11 protein-coding genes are annotated in these 16,586 nt (G+C 74.9%); 3 read left to right on the top strand and 8 right to left on the bottom strand.

Annotated features, from left to right (window positions below):
- Nucleotides 1-28: 28 nt before the first annotated feature.
- The 4 genes from ACFZA0_RS20410 to ACFZA0_RS20395 all read right to left on the bottom strand — a co-directional run bounded on the left by ACFZA0_RS20410 (nt 29) and on the right by ACFZA0_RS20395 (nt 4,813).
- Complete coding sequence (locus ACFZA0_RS20410; RefSeq protein ID WP_391018641.1) at nt 29-628, bottom strand: ATP/GTP-binding protein; 600 nt, start codon at nt 626-628, stop codon at nt 29-31.
- Nucleotides 629-704: 76 nt separating this feature from the next.
- Nucleotides 705-1,100 carry a DUF742 domain-containing protein gene (locus ACFZA0_RS20405; protein ID WP_391018637.1) on the bottom strand — a complete coding sequence of 132 codons (396 nt, stop codon included), beginning with the start codon at nt 1,098-1,100 and terminating at the stop codon, nt 705-707.
- Between the two features lie 9 nt (nt 1,101-1,109).
- Nucleotides 1,110-1,544, bottom strand: a complete 435-nt coding sequence (locus ACFZA0_RS20400; RefSeq protein WP_391018634.1) for a roadblock/LC7 domain-containing protein — start codon at nt 1,542-1,544, stop codon at nt 1,110-1,112.
- The gene (locus tag ACFZA0_RS20395; RefSeq protein ID WP_391018631.1) at nt 1,541-4,813 is read right to left on the bottom strand and encodes a nitrate- and nitrite sensing domain-containing protein; all 3,273 of its coding nucleotides are present in this window, start codon (nt 4,811-4,813) and stop codon (nt 1,541-1,543) included. The genes ACFZA0_RS20400 and ACFZA0_RS20395 overlap by 4 nt, the downstream gene beginning before the upstream one ends.
- 455 nt (nt 4,814-5,268) lie before the next feature.
- Here ACFZA0_RS20395 and ACFZA0_RS20390 point away from each other — a divergent pair, with 455 nt between their 5' ends.
- The gene (locus tag ACFZA0_RS20390; protein ID WP_391018628.1) at nt 5,269-5,817 is read left to right on the top strand and encodes a hypothetical protein; all 549 of its coding nucleotides are present in this window, start codon (nt 5,269-5,271) and stop codon (nt 5,815-5,817) included.
- 134 nt (nt 5,818-5,951) lie between these two features.
- Here the strand turns inward: ACFZA0_RS20390 and ACFZA0_RS20385 are convergent, their stop codons facing one another.
- The 4 genes from ACFZA0_RS20385 to ACFZA0_RS20370 form a co-directional block, all read right to left on the bottom strand.
- Nucleotides 5,952-10,748 (bottom strand): hypothetical protein, encoded by a 4,797-nt coding sequence (locus tag ACFZA0_RS20385; RefSeq protein ID WP_391018626.1) that lies wholly within the window; start codon nt 10,746-10,748, stop codon nt 5,952-5,954.
- A 128-nt stretch (nt 10,749-10,876) separates the two neighbouring features.
- The gene (locus tag ACFZA0_RS20380; protein ID WP_391018624.1) at nt 10,877-11,755 is read right to left on the bottom strand and encodes a hypothetical protein; all 879 of its coding nucleotides are present in this window, start codon (nt 11,753-11,755) and stop codon (nt 10,877-10,879) included.
- Nucleotides 11,756-11,882: 127 nt separating this feature from the next.
- Entirely contained in the window at nt 11,883-13,412 is a 1,530-nt protein-coding gene (locus tag ACFZA0_RS20375; RefSeq protein WP_391018621.1) for a hypothetical protein, read from the bottom strand.
- Nucleotides 13,413-13,535: 123 nt separating this feature from the next.
- A complete protein-coding gene (locus tag ACFZA0_RS20370; RefSeq protein ID WP_391018618.1) occupies nt 13,536-14,234 on the bottom strand; it encodes an FCD domain-containing protein in 699 nt (232 codons plus the stop codon).
- Between the two features lie 208 nt (nt 14,235-14,442).
- Here ACFZA0_RS20370 and ACFZA0_RS20365 point away from each other — a divergent pair, with 208 nt between their 5' ends.
- Nucleotides 14,443-15,756, top strand: a complete 1,314-nt coding sequence (locus ACFZA0_RS20365) for an MFS transporter (RefSeq protein WP_391018615.1) — start codon at nt 14,443-14,445, stop codon at nt 15,754-15,756.
- The gene (locus ACFZA0_RS20360; protein ID WP_391018612.1) at nt 15,753-16,574 is read left to right on the top strand and encodes a putative hydro-lyase; all 822 of its coding nucleotides are present in this window, start codon (nt 15,753-15,755) and stop codon (nt 16,572-16,574) included. The genes ACFZA0_RS20365 and ACFZA0_RS20360 overlap by 4 nt, the downstream gene beginning before the upstream one ends.
- Nucleotides 16,575-16,586 lie beyond the last annotated feature (12 nt).

Raw genomic sequence — 16,586 nt, 5'->3', positions numbered from 1 at the left:
GACCGCCGGACGGGTGCTCGGCGCGGTGTCAGACGGTGGCCCCGCGGCGGGCGGCGACGTGGGTACGCGCGCGTGCCACGACCTCGACGAGGACCTCCTTGACGGACTCGCGGTCGCGGGCGTCGCAGAGCAGGAGGGGCACCTCCGCGTCGAGGTCGAGGGCCGCGCGGACCTCGCTCGCGGCGTGCCGGGGCGCCCCGTCGAAGCGGTTGACGGCGACCACGAACGGGATGGACCGCTGCTCGAAGTAGTCGACGGCGGCGAAGCAGTCCGCCAGGCGGCGGGTGTCGGCGAGCACCACGGCGCCGAGGGCACCCTCGGCCAGTTCGTCCCACATGAACCAGAAGCGCTGCTGCCCCGGCGTGCCGAACAGGTAGAGGACCAGGTCCTCGCGGAGGGTGATGCGCCCGAAGTCCATGGCCACGGTGGTGGTCCGCTTGTCCGTCAGGCCCGTGAGGTCGTCGACGGGGCGGCCCGCCTCGGTGAGCGTCTCCTCCGTGCGCAGCGGGCGGATCTCGCTGACCGAGCCGACGAGGGTCGTCTTGCCGACGCCGAAGCCGCCGGCCACGAGGATCTTCAGCGTCAGGGGCTGAGGCGGTCTCGCGCGCTGGGTACGCCCGACGTTCATCGGTCTGGTCTCCTGCTCGGTGGTCCCGGCCCCGACTCTCCCGTCGGAACGGGGACTTCGGGGTGCGGCGGTTCGGTCAGAGGGCGCGCAGCGCGTCGATCACGTCGCGCAGCACGCTCGCGTCGGGCAGCTCGGCGGGCGGTACCGGACGGCTCACCTGGACGAGCTCCCCGTCCATCAGGTCGCCGACCAGGACCCGTACGACGCCGACGGGCAGGTCGAGTTCGGCGGCCAGTTCGGCGACCGACTGCGGGGTGTCCCGGCACATGTCCACGATGTCCATGTGCTCGGGCGACAGCGACGGGTGCGCGGCCGGATCGTCGTGGCGGGCCTGTGCGATCACCACCGCGATCAGGTCGAGGCGGTGCTGTGCGGCGTGACTGGTACGCCCTCGGGTCATGGCGTAGGGGCGGACCACCGGTCCGGCCTCGTCGTCGAACCAGGATCTTCTTTCGGCGTCGTCTCCGCTCATGTCATCTCATTACCCGCCCGAGGCGGCATCGTTGCGCGGTGCGGCGCCCAGATGCACACCGACCCGCTTGACGAGGAGCGTCATTTCGTAGGCGACCTGGCCGACGTCGGCGTCCGCGTCCGACAGCACGGCGAGGCAACTGCCGTCGCCGGCCGCGGTCACGAACAGGAAGGCGCCGTCCAGTTCGACGATGGTCTGGCGGACGTTGCCCGCCGCGAAGTGGCGGCCGACCCCCTTGGCCAGACTGTGGAAGCCCGAGGAGACGGCCGCCAGGTGCTCGCCGTCCTCACGGGTCAGGTCGGCCGACACCCCGGTCGCCAGACCGTCGCTGGAGAGCACGACGGCCTTGCGGATGCTGGAGACCCTGCTGACGAGGTCGTCCAGGAGCCAGTTCAGCTCGGTACTGCCGGCCGTGCCCCGGCCGGTCGGATTCGGTGCGGTCATCGACCGTCCCCCCTTGTCGTTCCTGTTGCTGTGCCTGTGCCGTCGCCGTGGTCCTCGCCGGCGGCGTTCTCCTCGCGGCCCCGCTGCCAGCCGCGCTGGAGCGACGCCATCCTGCTGCGGACCTCGTCGGCGTCGCGGTCGGCGAGGTCGGTGCCGTCCCCTGTGCCGGGCTCGGTCCCGGACCCTGCCGCCTGCCTCAACTGCGGTGCCAGGCTGGCCTGCCGCACCCGTCGGGGCAGGGAGCCCCCGGGTGCGCTCCCGAGGTCCTGGTTCCGGTCCCGGTCCCGGTTCCGGTCCTGGTTCCCGTCCCGGGCGTCGTGCGGCTCGTCAGGATCAACGGTCCTTCCCCGTCCGGTGGTTCCCTCCGCCGGGGCTGTTTCCGCGGACCGTGCGCCCGTTGCGTCCCCTGCGGCCGGTGTGCCGGGTGCCGTCTCCCCAAGTCTCCCGGGAACACCGGGGAGTTCGGAAGCTCCCGGGACGCCCGGATCCCCGGACGGTTCCGCGGAGGCGCCGGCCGGGGCGGGCCCGTCCGGGGCGGAACCGGCGGGGCCGGACCGGCGTGGGCCGCCGTGCGGGGCCGCGGGGCCGCCGGGGTTCGTCCCGGCGCGGGGGGTGCGGCGCGGGAGCAGCGGCGGCTGCGCGTCCGGCCGGTCCGTGCCGCCGGACGCGTCCGGTGTGCGGTCGTCGTCCGGGCCGTCCTGCGGGGAGGCGTCGCGGGCGGCGGGTGTCCACTGCGCCGGCAGGATCGCCGCCCGGCGGGGGCCGCCCGTCAGCGGCGTCCGGGCGGACTGCCCGGGGCTGCGGCGGACCGGCAGCGGGGCCGGCGCCTCCGGGCCGGAGCGCGCGGGCGTGGCGGAGGCGGTGCGCGCGTCCTGGGGTTCGTTCCGTGCCGTCGCGCGGTCGGTGACCGGACGGCCGTGCGAACTGACCAGCTTGGGCGTTCCGCGCCGCGGCAGGGGAGCCGGGCCGCCGTCCTGCTCCCTGCCGTCACGGCCGCCGGGGGCCTTGCCGCCGGGCAGCACGTCGCTGGGCCGTCTGCCCCCGCCGCGCAGGTCCGTGCCGTCCGGCGGGGTCGCCGGTCCGCGGGCGATGGAGCGGTGGGACGACAGCAGGCCGCCGTGGTCGTCCGTCAGTTCGTCCGGCACGCCCGCGATGTCGTCGAGCGCGGTGGGGCCGCCCACGTCCTCCAGCTCGGCCTGCGCGTCGAAGGACGCCGCCGGCAGTCCCGTGCGGCGGACGGGCCCGCCGGTCAGCGCCTCGGCCCTGCCGTGGCGCGGGACGGCCTCCTCGCGCGTGGCCTCGGGGCCGAGGCGGAACCCGGCGCCGTCGGTGTCCGGGACGTCGTCCGTCAGGAGGGTGTCCGGGATGAAGACGACGGCGGTGGTGCCGCCGTAGGGCGAGGGCTGGAGGGACGCCCGCACGTTCTGCCGGCCGGCGATCCGGCTGACCACGAACAGGCCGAGCCGGTCGGTGTCGGACAGCTCGAACTCGGCGGTCTCCGCGAGCCGGAGGTTGGCGTCGAGCAGGGCGTCGGCCGCCATGCCGAGACCGCGGTCCTGGATCTCCAGGGTGAAGCCGTTGGCCACATGGTCGCCGAGCACCTGCACGGTGGTGTGCGGCGGGGAGAACACCGTGGCGTTCTCCAGGAGTTCGGCCAGCAGGTGGGTGAGGTCGGCGACGGCGGGGCCGGTGACGGCGATGCGCGGCAGGCGCCGCACCTCGATGCGCTCGTAGTCCTCGACCTCGGCGACCGCGGCGCGCACGACGTCCATGAGCTGGACCGGTTTGCGCCACTGGCGGGAGGGCGCGGCGCCCGAGAGGATCACGAGTCCCTCCGCGTGCCTGCGCATGCGGGTCGTCAGGTGGTCCAGGCGGAACAGGTCGGCGAGTTCGTCGGTGTCCTCGGTGCGCCGCTCCATGGCGTCGAGCAGGGTGAGCTGCTTGTGCAGCAGCACCTGGCTGCGCCGGGCGAGGTTCACGAAGACCTCGGAGACTCCCGAGCGCAGTTCGGCCTGCTTCACGGCGGCCTCGACGGCGGCGCGCTGAAGCGTGTTGAGGGCGAGGCCGACCTCGCCGATCTCGCTCTGTTCGTACTGGAGGACGGGCGCCTCGGTCTCCACGTCGACCTCCTCGCCCGCGGACAGCCGGCGCATCACGCCGGGCAGCCGGACGCCGGACGCCTCGTGGGCCTCCAGCCGCAGCCGCCGCAGGTCGCGGATGAGGCCGCGGCCGACCCGCACGGACAGGAAGAGCGACACCAGGACGGCGACGAGGCCGAGGACCCCGGCCAGCACCGCCTTGACGAGGACGCGCGTCGCGACCGGGTCGACGCGTTCCTGGTAGCGGTCGTCGGCCTCGTCATTGAGGGTGCCGAGCGAGCCGAGGACGTCGCCCGCGGCACTGTCCCAACTGCTCGCGGCGACCCCGCGCGGCGTGTCGGAGGCGGAGGAGGCGACGGCCTCCTCGGCGACGCGCAGGGGCCCGGTGGCGGGACTCTTCCAGAAGCGCTCGTAGCGTTCGCGTTCCGCCTCGGGGAGCAGCGGGAGGTTCACGTCGTACAGCTCGGTCCGCCGGGCCACGAGGTCGGACACGTCGCGGCGTTCGTCGCGGCGGATCCCGCCGGCGACCAGGGAGGAGCCGAGCAGGGCGTCCTCGCGGGAGAGGAGTTCGCGGGCCTGTGCGAGATTGACGAGGGCGCGGTACTGCTTGTCGAGTTCGACGTTGTCGACGACCCGGAGTTTGGCGAGCAGGGTGTAGCAGGGGTCGACCAGGCGGTTGTAGAGGCCGAGGGACTGGACGCGGTCGAGGGTGCCGTCGTCGACGCTGCGCCGCAGGGAGACGAGGCCGCCGAAGGCGTCCAGCACCGCGGTCATGCGTTCGTCGGTGCTCTCCCCCATGGCGTCGCGGACGTCGGGGCTCCGGGCGTTCTTGCGGATCCTCGCGACGGCGTCGTCGGTCGCGGCGCGGCTGCGGCGGAGCGCGGAGAGCCCGTCGGAGGCGCGCGGGTCGGCGATGTAGACGAGGGTCTGGCGGCGTTCCTGCTGGAGGGCGCGGACGGTGTCCTCGGTGGGGTAGCCGACCTTCTCGACCACGGAGGACACGTTGACCAGCCGGGAGGCCTCGCGGCCGGTGACGACCGTGGCGAAGCCCCAGACGACGGTCAGGGAAACCAGGGGCACGAGAAGCAGCGCCACGATCTTCCTGCGGACGGACTTCCCGCGAAAGCGCATGGCCTCCCCCAGCTCGGCCCCGCGAACTGGGGCACACATGTGCGTCAATAAACGGCGCGAGCCTACTACTGACGGCGGGACAACTCGAAGGCCAGTCCGGAAGCCGAACTTCCCGTCCCGGTGCGAGAGATGGCGAGTTGTCCGGTCATGGCGGGAGATCGTCCCCCGTCCCGCCGGAGCGCCGGGACCGCTGCCCGGCGGGGCCGTCGGGGCCGGTTCCGGTCGCGTGACGACGCGTTGACCAGTTTTTCCCTTTCCCGGGAATCTTCGGCGCACGTCGTTCGTCTTTCTGTACATGGGCGGGGTGCGCGGTTCGTCCTCGGGGCGTGGGGAGTCGGTTTCTCCCCGGGAGAACCGGACGCGGAACCGGCCAAGGAAGCCGATCCCCGTGCGGGGATGGCGTAACACGGCGCATGCCGGGCAGCCACAGGGGAACCGGGTCTTCGGACCACGGAGCGAGCGGTCTGCTGTCGGCGGGTGGGAGTGACAAGTTGATGGGCACGGCAGAGCGGCGCGAGACGGCCGTAGGGGAACGGTCCGGGTGGGACGCGGACGCGGGAGCGGACGGGGGCGTGCGGGACGCGCGGGACCGCGGGGCGGCCGGGCCGGGCGCCGGGCGGCCGGTGCCGGTCCGCACCGAGGAGCCGTCGGCCGGACGGCAGTTGTGGGTCGAGGAGCCGGCGCGCAGGCGCCGGATGCCCGACCCGGTGCGTACGGCGTCGGTGCGGGCGGTGCTGATCATCTCGCTGACGCTGATTCAGGCGATGGTGGCGTTCCTGTGCACCCTGGCGGGTTCCTGGCTCGCCTTCCCGATGGTGCTCAGCAGCGTGGTCAGCACGGTGGTGGCGACGTGGGGCGCCCTGGACGTATGGGTCACCCGCCAGGTGTGGAACCAGCGGTACGGCGTGGTGTCGGTCCCGAGCAGCACGGCGCGGGCGCTGCGCCGCGAGCGGCGCCGGTCCCGGCGTCACGCGCGGGCCGACGAGCGCGCCAAGGCCCGGATAGCCAGGCGGCGCGGGGCCCGGCAACTGTCGCACTCCTGACGGCACTTGTGCCGATCGGAGCAGGGTCGCCGGACTGACACGACGTGAGCGGGGGCGGCGCGGGTCCGCCCGCGCCGCCCCCGCTCACGTTCGCGCGGTGCGGCCGCCGTCCCCGGCCGCACCGGCGGCGGCTCTCAACCCGCCGCCGGTGCGGGGCGCCGGAACATCCGGGTCGCCGTGATCTCGCTGTGCACGGCGTCGCCCTCCCCGGCCGGCGCGGGCTGCGGGAGACCGGGCCGCAGGTGTTCCTCGACGCTGATGTACTTCAGGCCGGCCCGCAGGTCCGCGTCGTTGCGCAGCCGGATCACGAGCGGGAACTCGGCGAGCGCGGTCGTGTCGAACAGGCCGGTCGTGTACAGGAGTTGGACACCCAGCGCGTCGGAGACGGCCCGTTGGAGCTCCAGCAGGTACGTGGCGTTGGCGCGGCCGATGGGGTTGTCGAGGAACAGCGTGCCGGCGTGCCGGTGCTTGTCCCGCCCGCGGTCGTTGCTGCGCAGGGCGGCCATCGTGCAGTACAGGGCGATGGCGGCGGTGAGCAGCTGGCCGCCGGAGAAGACGTCGCCCATCTGCCCGACGGGGACGCGCTCCGCGCGCAGCACGGCGTCCGGCTTCAGGATCTCCACGGCGACGCCCTTGGGCTGGAGGGCGGCGCCGACTCCGCGCAGCAGCAGGGACATGCCGTCGCGGCGCAGGTCGGAGTTCTTGCGGACCGCGGCCCGGGTCGCCTCGTCGATGACCTCGCCGAGCCGTTCGGTGAGCGTGGCCTGGTCGGGCTCCTCGAAGCGGATGCGCAGGAACTCCTGGCCGGACCACTCCCCCAGCCCCTCGGGCAGCCGGGACAGCCGCTGTGCGGAGCGCAGGGTGGCGAGCGCGGACTCCACGAGGCCGCGCAGCCGGTCCACGATGGAGTCGCGGTTGCGTTCGAGCTGGGCGAGTTCGTCGGTGAGGACCCGCAGCCGGGGCGCGAAGGCGGCGGCCCACTTCTGCGCGTGCTCGGGCAGCGCGGCGGCGGGCAGTTCGCGGATCTGCTGGCGGGCGGGGGTGCGGACCTGCTCGAAGCGGGTGGAGTTGGCGTGCCGGACGAGGACGTCGCTCGCCTCGCGCACGGCGGCCTCCGCGGCGGACAGGTCGGCGGCGCAGCCGCGCAGGGAGCGCCGGGCCTCGGCGCCCGCCTGCCGGGCCTCTTCGAGGGTGCCGGGGTAGGGCTCGGGCTCCTCCTGCTCCTCCTCCGGGGTGTGCTCGCGCAGCAGGTCGCGGAGCATGGCGGCGCTCTCGTCGAAGCCGCGGGCCGCGTCCTCGGCGGCGCGGTGCAGGGCGACGAGGTCGGTGTGGGCGTCCCCGGCCAGGCGCAACGCCTCGGTACGGGCGGCGAGTTCGCCGGTGGCGGTGCGCAGCAGGGCCTGGGCCTGCTCGGCGTCGCGGGGGCGCAGGTCGTCGGGGAGTTCGGTGTGGGCGTCGTCGCCGTCCTCCGGGGCGAGGCGTTCGGCCTCGCCGCGCAGCCGGCCCAGTTGCTCGCTCGCCGCGGTCATCCGCGTCTCCAGGAGCTGCACGAGTTCGTCGGCGCGCGCGACGGCGGCCTGCCGGGACGGTCCGTCGGCCCCGTCCGTCGACTGGAGGAGCTGTTCGGCGCGGGTGCGGACCTTGTTGCTGAGCCGGTCCAGGTCGGAGCGGGCGGCGCTCTCGTCGCTCTCGGCGCGGGCCTGTTCGGCGCGCAGGTCGGCGCCGACGCCGACCTTCTCGTACACCTGGGAGGCGGCGCGGTAGGCCTCGCGCAGCGCGGGCAGCGGTTCCTTGGCCGCGTCGGCGTCGTCGTCCGGGACGTCGTCGGGGGCGCCGGCGATCTCGGAGCGTTCGGCGCGCAGGGTGCGGGCGGTGCGGCGGGCGTCGTCGGCGGCGCGCTGGGCGGCGCGGCGGTCCTCGTCGGCGGCGCGGGCGCGCTCCAGGCAGGTGCTCGCGCGGGCCTCCGACTCGGCGGCGTCGTCGGCGAGTTCGCGCAGCCGGGCCTGCCAGCCGGAGCGTTCGCGCAGCCGGAAGGCCAGCCCGGCGAGGGCGTCGGCGGCGCGGCGGGCCCGCTGGCCGGCCTCCTGGGTCTCGTCGCGGACCCGGGCGGCCTCGGCGGCGGCCTCGTCGGCCTCGGTGCGCAGGGCACGGGCCTCGGCGAGCTCCGCCTCGGTCTCCTGGGCGAAGGTGTGCGCCTCGTCGGCGGCGCGGGCCAGTTCGGCGAGCCGGCCGGCCGGGCAGCCGCCGCGCCAGGAGGCGAGGCGGGCGGCGAGTTCGCGGTCCTTGCCGAGCCGGGCCGCGAGGGCGCGGATCTCGTCGTCGCGCTCGGCGGCACGGGTGCGCAGCGCCTGCCGTTCCTCGTCGGCGGCCAGCTCGTCGTGCATGGCGGGGTTCGGCGGGACGAGGAACACCTCACCGGGGCCGCCGTCGGCGCCGGGCGGGGTGGGGGCGAGCAGGGCGGCGGCGGTGCCGACGGCGACCGCGGAGCGCGGCAGCAGCGCGGCCTGGCCGAGGGCGCGGCGGGCGCGGGCGTGGGTGTCGGGGTCGGTGATGATCACGCCGTCGACCAGCTCGGGGCGGGCCGCGAGAACGCGCGCGTGGTCGGCGGGGTCGACGGCCTGGGCGAGGTAGCGCCAGCCGGGCAGCGCGGGGATGCCGTGCTCGCCGAGGTACTCCACGGTGGCGAGCACGTCGGGTCCGGCGGGCAGCAGTCCCCCGTCGCCGAGCGCGCCGAGGATGCGGGCGTCGTCGGCGGCGTGGGTGCGCAGGTCGAAGAGCTGGCGCTCGGCGGTGGCGACGGCCTGGTCGAGCAGTTCGCGCAACTCGTCGGCGAAGGAGTCGAGTTCAGCGGCGGTGAGCGGGTCGTCGGTGCGGGCGCGGACCGGCTTCGGGGTGGCCCGCCGGGCGCCGGGGCGGGCGGAGCCGTGCTCGGGGCGGCCGGGGCCGGTCGTGGTGGCGGTCGCCGTCCCCGCGGAGGCCGTGCCGCCGCCGCGGGTGGCCGCGGCACCCGTCCCGGTGTCCGCGGCGCCGTCCCGGGCGTCCTCCGCGCGCGGACCGGGGACGGCACCCGTCCCGGCGCCCGGTGCGGCGGGCAGGCTCAGCAGTTCGGCGAGCCGGGTCTCCGCGGCGAGTGCGGCGGCCGTGCGGTGCTCGGCGTCGTACGCGCGCTCGGCGGCGGTCGCCGCGTCGGCGGCGCGGGCCGCGGTGAGTTCGGCGCGGGACTCGGTGGACGCCGCCTCCCGTGCGTGCTCGGTGGCCCGCCGGGACGCCTCGCGGGCGGTGTCCCAGGCGGCGACGGCGGTCTTCTCGGCGTCGCTCGCGGCGAGGGCCGCCCGTGCCGGGTCGGCGTCGGGGGCGCTGTCGTCCAGCCAGCCGGCCCGGACCGCCTCGGCGGTCTCCTGCTCGACCTCGGCGAGGCGCTGGCGCAGGTGGCCGATCTCGCTGCGGGCGCGCTGCGCCTCGGTGGCGGCGGCCGTCGCGTCGCGGTGGGCGCCGTCGCCCACCTCCTGGAGGGCGGAGGAGCGCTCCTCCTCCTCGTTGGCGAGTGCCTCGGCCCGCCCGGCGGCGGCGTGCAGGGCGCGGACCAGTTCCGTGGCGGCGCGGGCCCGTGCGGCGAGGGCCGGGGCGGCGTCGCGCTCGGCCTCCTGGATGGCGGCGGCGACCCGCGCCACCCGGTCGGCGGCGGCCCGGTGCCGCAGCACCGCCTCGGCGCCCTGCCAGGCGGAGTGCAGGGTGCGTGCGTCGGCGAGCTCGCGTTTCTGCGCGGCGGTGGCCCGCTCGGCCGAGGCGAGCGCCAACGAGGCGTGCCGGTAGGCGAGTTCGGCGGAGACGAGGGCGCTGGTGCGGCGCTCGCGCTCGGCGGTGGTGACGGCCTGCGCGGCGCCCGTGACCCGCTCGGCCAGGTCGGCGGTGCGCAGCCGTTCCTGTCCGGCGCGGGCGGTCAGCCGCCGGGCGAGGGTACGGGTGCGGCGCTCGGCGGCGGCGTGGATGTCGCGGGTGCGGGCGCGGGCCTCGGCGTTGTCGGCGATGCGGCCGAGCAGGTCCAGCGACCCGGCGGTGAAGTCGCGTTCGGCGATGAGTTCGGAACGGCGGCCGAGCTTGTTGCCGAAGCCGCCGACCAGGTCGGCGAGGCCGTCGGTGTCGCGGGTGTCGGTGACGGCGCGCAGCAGCAGGTCCGTGAAGTCGGAGTCCTTCTTCACGGCGAAGAGGCCGGCCGCCTCGCCCTCGTCGGCGTTCATCTCGCGCTGGTAGCGGAAGAGTTCGGGGTCCAGGCCCAGTTCCCCGAGGTGCTCGGTCCAGCGCTCGTGGGTCTCCTCCCAGTGCGTCTCCAGGTGCGGGTACGCCTTGCCCGCGTCGGTGAAGGCGTCGCGGAACCCCTTCATCGTGCGGCGCCTGCCGCGGGCGGTGGACTGGCCCTCGGCGGCGGGGCGCACGGCGGTGGACTCCGCGACGGGGAGGTTGTCCAGGCTCAGGCCGGGTCCGGGCCGGAAGGAGTACCAGGCCTCGGCGAACTTCCGCGGGTCGTTGGAGACCTGGCGGCCGCGCCACTCGCTGGCCTTGCCGACGACGACGCACTCGCCGGTCAGCACGTGCTGCCACTCCAGCACCACGTGGCCGCAGTCGTCGGCGAGCAGGAACTTGCGCAGCACGCCGGAGCTGGCACCGCCGAGGGTGTTGCGGTGGCCGGGCAGCATGACGGAGAAGATCAGCTTGAGCAGGACGGACTTGCCGCCGCCGTTCTCCAGGAAGAGCACGCCGGCGGGGGCGGGGCGGCGCGGCGGCCCGACCGGCTCCTCCTCGAAGAACTCCGCCTGCGCGGGGGCCGGCGTGGGCACCGGCTCGCCCACGCCGCGCAGGTCGAGGACGGTGTCGGCGTAGCGCGCACCGGCGGGCCCGATGGAGTAGAGGCGGACCCGGGACAGCTCGTACATGGCGGACTCTCGTCGTCAGTCCGGAACCCGTGGGGTGTTCCGGCGGCTCGTGCGGTGGTGGGCGGGCGCGGCCCGGTGTGCGGGGCGTCCCGCGGGGACGGGGCGACCGGGCGCGGGGCTGCCGGGTGTCAGGAGTGGAACGGCAGTCCCGCGTCGGACACCAGGTCGAGATCGTCGTCGTCGGCGGCGGGCATCAGGCTGGCGGTGCCGTCGGTCACCGGCACCACGCCGAGGGCGAGCAGTTCGGCCAGGGCCGCGCTGCCGGCCATGTCGCGCACCTGGAGCTGGTAGCGGGCGGTGGTGCGGAAGGTGCCGCCGCTGTCGTCCCCCGTGCGCTGGAGGAAGCCGGACTCGGTGAGGAACGCGGTGGCCTTGCCGACGATGCCGGTGGTGGACCCGGCCAGCCGCCGGGCGTCCTTGGTGGCACCGGTCGCGCTGCGTCTGGCCCAGATGCGCCAGGCGGCCTCCAGGCCGCCCTCGTCGGTGGCCGGGTCGGTGTTCTCGCCCTGTTCCGCGGCGCGCTCCTCCAGGCGGCGGCACGCCTGGCGGACGAAGGCGTCCACGCCGTTGACGGTGACCCGGCCGATGTAGCCGTCGTCGGCGAGGTCCTCGGGGCGGGGGAACGCCAGGGCGGCGACGGCGAGATGGGCCAGGCCGTGCAGGAAGCGGTCGCCGGAGTCGGTGGCGGCGCGGCGGGCGTAGTCGCCCATGCGGACGGCGAAGACGGAGTCCTCGGCGGCCGTGACGGCCATGCCCGCGCGCGAGGAGACCTCCAGGACGACGAGTCCGAGTCCGGCGGCGACGGCGTCCGCGAGGCGCGCGAAGGGCGGGTCCTCGCGGTAGCGGCGCAGCAGGTCGGCGTACTCCTGGTCGCGGGCGGGCTGGAGCCGGGGCTGGAGTCCGAAGGCGACCAGGCGTGCCGCGTCGGCGGCGTCGGCCGGGGTGACGGCGGCGGACGCCGGGGCGGGTGTCTCCTCCGGCGTGCTCCATTCGACGGTGTCGGTCACGGGCTGGGCTCCTTGGTGGGGCGGTTCACGGGCGGACGACGGCCGGGGGCGGTCCGGCGCGGGGCGGTGGTCCGGCGCGGGGCGGTGGTCCGGCGCGGGGCGGGGCGGGCGGTCGGCGGGCGGTCCGTCACGCCGCCTCCGTCCGGCCGCTGCCGCCGCCCTCGGCGACGTCCAGCAGCGCGGTGCCCACGATGAGGTCGGCGCCGCCGAACTCGGGGTCGTCCAGTTCGGTGCCGTCGTCCACGGCGAACAGCAGGGTGCGTTCGCCCTGCCGGTGCGCGGTGCCGACGGGCGGGCTGGCCGCGTGGACGGCGAGCAGCGCGACCAGGTAGGGCAGTTCGGCGTCCTGGCCGCGGGCCTCGGCGAGCAGTCCGGACAGGCGGCGCGGCGCGTCGGCGGGAAGGTCGAGCAGTGCCTTCGCTGCGGCGAGCTGCTCCTCGCTGAAGCGACTGTCGTCGGGGGTGGCGATCAGGTCGGGCTCCGGCATCTCGGCGCCCAGGTGCTCCCGCTCGACGGGCGGGGTCAGCAGGATGTCGACGAGGTCGCCGACACGGACGGCGACGGGCGTGCGCAGTCCGGTGCCGTGCGCGAAGAAGGCGTCGGTGACCCGGCGGGCGTGCTCCAGCGGCAACGGCAGTACGGGCGCGAGGAGATGGCCGTACAGGTCGGTGCCCGACGTGGTGAGCGGGGTCGCGAAGGCCTGCCGGTCCTGCTCGGCGCGGAACAGCGGGCCGGCCTCCAGCAGACGGGACTGGAGCTGGGTGTGGCGGCGGATGCAGTCCTTGACGATGTCGACGAGTTCTGCGGCGCGGCGCTTGTTCTCGGCGTCCTCGGTCTCGTCGCGGGCCTTGCGGATGTTGGTGAGGATCGCGTTCTCGTGGCGGTAGCGGTCGGCGACGTGGTCGAGCGCCTCGGCGATCATGTCGGGGACGGCGTTGAGCCAGTCCACCGCGCGGACGTTGCGGCGGGTGGCCTCCAGGGCGCGGCGCAGCGTCTCGGAGTACTGGACCGTGCGGTAGCGGGCCTGTTCGGCGGCGAGCTGGGCGTCGGCGAGGCGGCCCCGGCTGACGAGCACCTCCAGTTTCACCTCGGCGGCGATCTGGGCACTGGTGACGTCGGTGTCGAGGGCGCCGACGAGGACGTTGACCGCTTCGTCGGTGGTGCGCAGGTAGACGGTGCCGCCGGGGCCGGGGACCTCCTCGATCAGTTTGAAGTCGTAGTCGCGCCGGACGTAGCTGCCGTCCTGCGCGAAGGTGCCGTAGACGACGCGGAAGCCGCGGTCGACGCTGCCGACGTTGATCAGGTTCTCCAGGACCCAGCGCGCGACGCGTTCGTGCTCGGCGGCGGGGCGGTGCGGTGCCTGGGCGGAGATGCGGGGGACGAGGCGGGCCACTATCTCGTCGTGGTCGGCGCCCGTGTCGAAGTCCATGTTGAGCGTGACCAGGTCGATGACGGACAGCGCCACCTCGGCCATGCCGTAGACCGAGTACTCGCCGGCGAGGTTGGCCTTGCGTGCGTCGAGGTCGTGCAGCGGCGCGGTGCAGGCGAGCGCGCGCAGCCGCCGTGCCAGGCCCTCGTCGGCGGCCGGCCCCGGCGCGGGGCGCGGCCCCGCGCTGAGCTGGGGCGGAGTGGGATCCGTCGATGCAGGCGAAGTCACGGTGCACAGACTAGGTCCTCGGTCCGACAACGGCCCAAACGACGCAGAAGCGACGGCCGTCACGGGCGCCACCACCCTCGCCGCACCCCTCGACGAAGGGCCCGCGCGAGGGCCCCCGGCCCGCTAGACCTCGCCCTCGCGCACCCGGCGGCGGTAGATCTCGGTCATCCCGCGCAGCGAGTCGTCCAGGTAGGCGGCGAGCAGCTCTCCGGCAGCGGGGGCGTCGCCCGCCCGGAGCGCGGCGAGGATCTGCTCGTTGCGCACGAGGTAGGGCTCGTGGAGGCGGCGCGGGTCGTTCACGATGTGGAAGGCCAGGCGGAGTTCGGCGAAGACGCCGCGCATGAGTTCGTCGGTGCGGTCGCTGCCGGCCAGCGCGACCAGTTCGCGGTGGAAGTGGATGTTGGCGGTGGCCAGTCCTTTCCAGTCACTTTCACCGGCCGCGGCATGGCCGCCCGCGACGGCCGCGGCGACCCCGTCGAGGGCGTAGGGGGGTGCGCCGAGTTCGCGGACGACGGCGCACTCGACGAGCCGCCGGGTCCGGTAGATGTCCTCGACGTCCTCGACCGTCAGCACCCGGACGAACACGCCCCGGTTCAACTCGTGGACGAGCAGCCGCTCATGGGTGAGCAGGCGGAACGCCTCGCGCAGGGTGTTGCGCGAGACCCCGAGCGCACCCCCGATGCCGTCCTCGGAGAGCCGGGTGCCGGGCAGGAAGTACCCCTCCGCTATGCGGGTCCTGAGGATGTCGGAGACGCGCTCGGCGGTGCTGGTGCGGCCCAGCAGGGCGCGGTCCTCGGCCAGTTGGGTCAGCTGCTCTGCCATGCCCGGAATTCAATCGCAGATACAAGGACGAGACAACGGGGGTATTGAAGGATCGTTGAACGATCCTCTACGGTGCGGAACAAGGGAACGCTCCGGCCGCTGTCTCCAACTCGCATGCACACAAGGCGATTTGAAGCTCGCGCCCCGCTGTTCCCGCACGGCACGGCCCAGTCCTCAGCACCCTCCGTCCCTCATTCGCGAGGTGCCCATGAGTACGACTCCTCCGCCGCACGCACTGTCCGCGGGCCGTTCGGCCTCCGACGCGCAACATCCTTCGCAGGACGGCCCGTTGGGCTGGCTGCGCGCACTCGGGCCGCAGGGCCGGCGGGCGTTCGCCGGCGCGTTCGGCGGCTACGCCCTCGACTCCTACGACTACTTCACGCTGCCGCTGACGATGGTCGCGCTGGCCGCGTACTTCGGCCTGGACAGCGGGCAGACCGGCCTGTTCACCACGGTCACGCTGGTCGTGTCCGCGTTCGGCGGCGCGCTCGCCGGGGTCTTCGCGGACCGGGTGGGCCGGGTCAGGGCCCTGATGATCACCGTCGTGACGTACGCGGTGTTCACCGTGGCCTGCGGTTTCGCGCCCGACTACGGGGCGCTGCTGCTGTTCCGGGCGCTCCAGGGCCTCGGCTTCGGCGGGGAGTGGGCGGTCGGCGCCGTCCTGGTCGCCGAGTACACGAGCGCCCGGCACCGGGGCCGCACCCTCGGCGCGGTGCAGAGCTCCTGGGCGGTGGGCTGGGCGCTGGCCGCGTTCGTCTACACCCTGGTGTTCTCGCTCGTCGACGACGGCCTGGCCTGGCGGGTGATGTTCTGGACCGGCGCGCTGCCCGCCCTGCTGGTGGTCTGGATGCGGCGCCGGGTGCACGACGCGCCGGAGGCGGTGCGCGAGAGCGGCGCGGCCAAGGGGTCGTTCGCGGCGATCCTCCGGCCGGCCGGTCCCTCGGGACCGGGCCTGCTGCGCACCACGGTGTTCGCCGCGCTGCTCTCCACGGGCGTGCAGGGCGGCTACTACACGCTGGCGACCTGGATCCCGACCTACCTGAAGACCGAGCGCGGGCTGTCGGTCGTCGGTACGGGCACGTACCTGACGTTCCTGATCTCCGGCGCCTTCGCGGGCTACCTGACCGGCGGCCGTCTCACCGACAGGCTGGGGCGGCGCCCCAACATCTGGCTCTTCGCCCTGCTGTCGGCGGTCTGCGTGCTCGCGTACGCCAACATCCCGGACGGCGCCAACACCCTGCTGCTCGTCCTGGGGTTCCCGCTCGGGTTCTGCATGTCGGCGATCTTCAGCGGCTTCGGCTCGTACCTGAGCGAGCTGTACCCGACGGCGGTGCGCGGCACCGGACAGGGCTTCACGTACAACACGGGCCGCGCGGTGGGCGCGGTCTTCCCGACCCTGGTGGGCTACCTCGCCGGCAGCTGGGGCGTGGGCGGCGCGCTGGTCTTCGGCGCGATCGGGTACGGCATCGCGGCCCTCGCGCTGCTGGGACTGCCGGAGACCGGCGGAAGGGAACTGGCGTGAACCACACCGGGGACGTCCCCCTGACCCTGCTCGACGAGCACGCGCGCGAGTGGAGCCCGGCGGCGGCACGCGCCCTCTTCCGGGAGGGCCTCGCGGGTCCCACCGCCGGGGTCGCCGAGGGCCGCACGCAGGCCAACCTGATATCGGTGCCCGCGGACTGGGCCTACGACATGCTCCTGTTCTGCCAGCGCAACCCGAAGGCGTGTCCGGTCCTCGACGTCACGGACGCGGGCTCGCCGGCGACCGTCCTGGCACCGGGCGCCGACCTGCGCACCGACCTGCCGCGCTACCGGGTGTGGCGGGACGGCGGGCTGGTGGACGAACCCACCGACGTGCTGGCCCACTGGCGGGACGACCTGGTGTCGTTCCTGATCGGGTGCAGTTTCACCTTCGAGTGGGCACTGCGCCGGGCCGGCGTCCCGGTCCGCCACGTCGAGCAGGGCCGCAACGTCCCCATGTACCGGACGAACCGGCTGTGCCGTCCGGCCGGCCGGCTGAGCGGGCCGCTGGTGGTGTCGATGCGGCCGGTGCCGCCCGAGCACGTGCGCACGGCGATCCGCGAGAGCGCGCTGCTGCCGGCCGTGCACGGCGGCCCCGTCTTCTGCGGCGACCCGTCCGTGCTGGGCATCACGGATCTCGCCCGGCCCGACTTCGGGGACCCGGTGGACGCGGAACCGGACGACGTCCCGATGTTCTGGGCGTGCGGGGTGACTCCGCAGGCCGCGGTGACCGCGTCGCGTCCGCCGTTCGCCATCACGCACGCGCCGGGCCAGATGTTCCTGACCGACACCCGTGACGAGCGTTACCGCGTGGCCTGAGGGGATAATCGA

Source organism: Streptomyces sp. NPDC008150 (genome assembly GCF_042956945.1).
Classification (GTDB): domain Bacteria; phylum Actinomycetota; class Actinomycetes; order Streptomycetales; family Streptomycetaceae; genus Streptomyces.
This window is presented reverse-complemented; position numbering and strand designations above follow the sequence as displayed.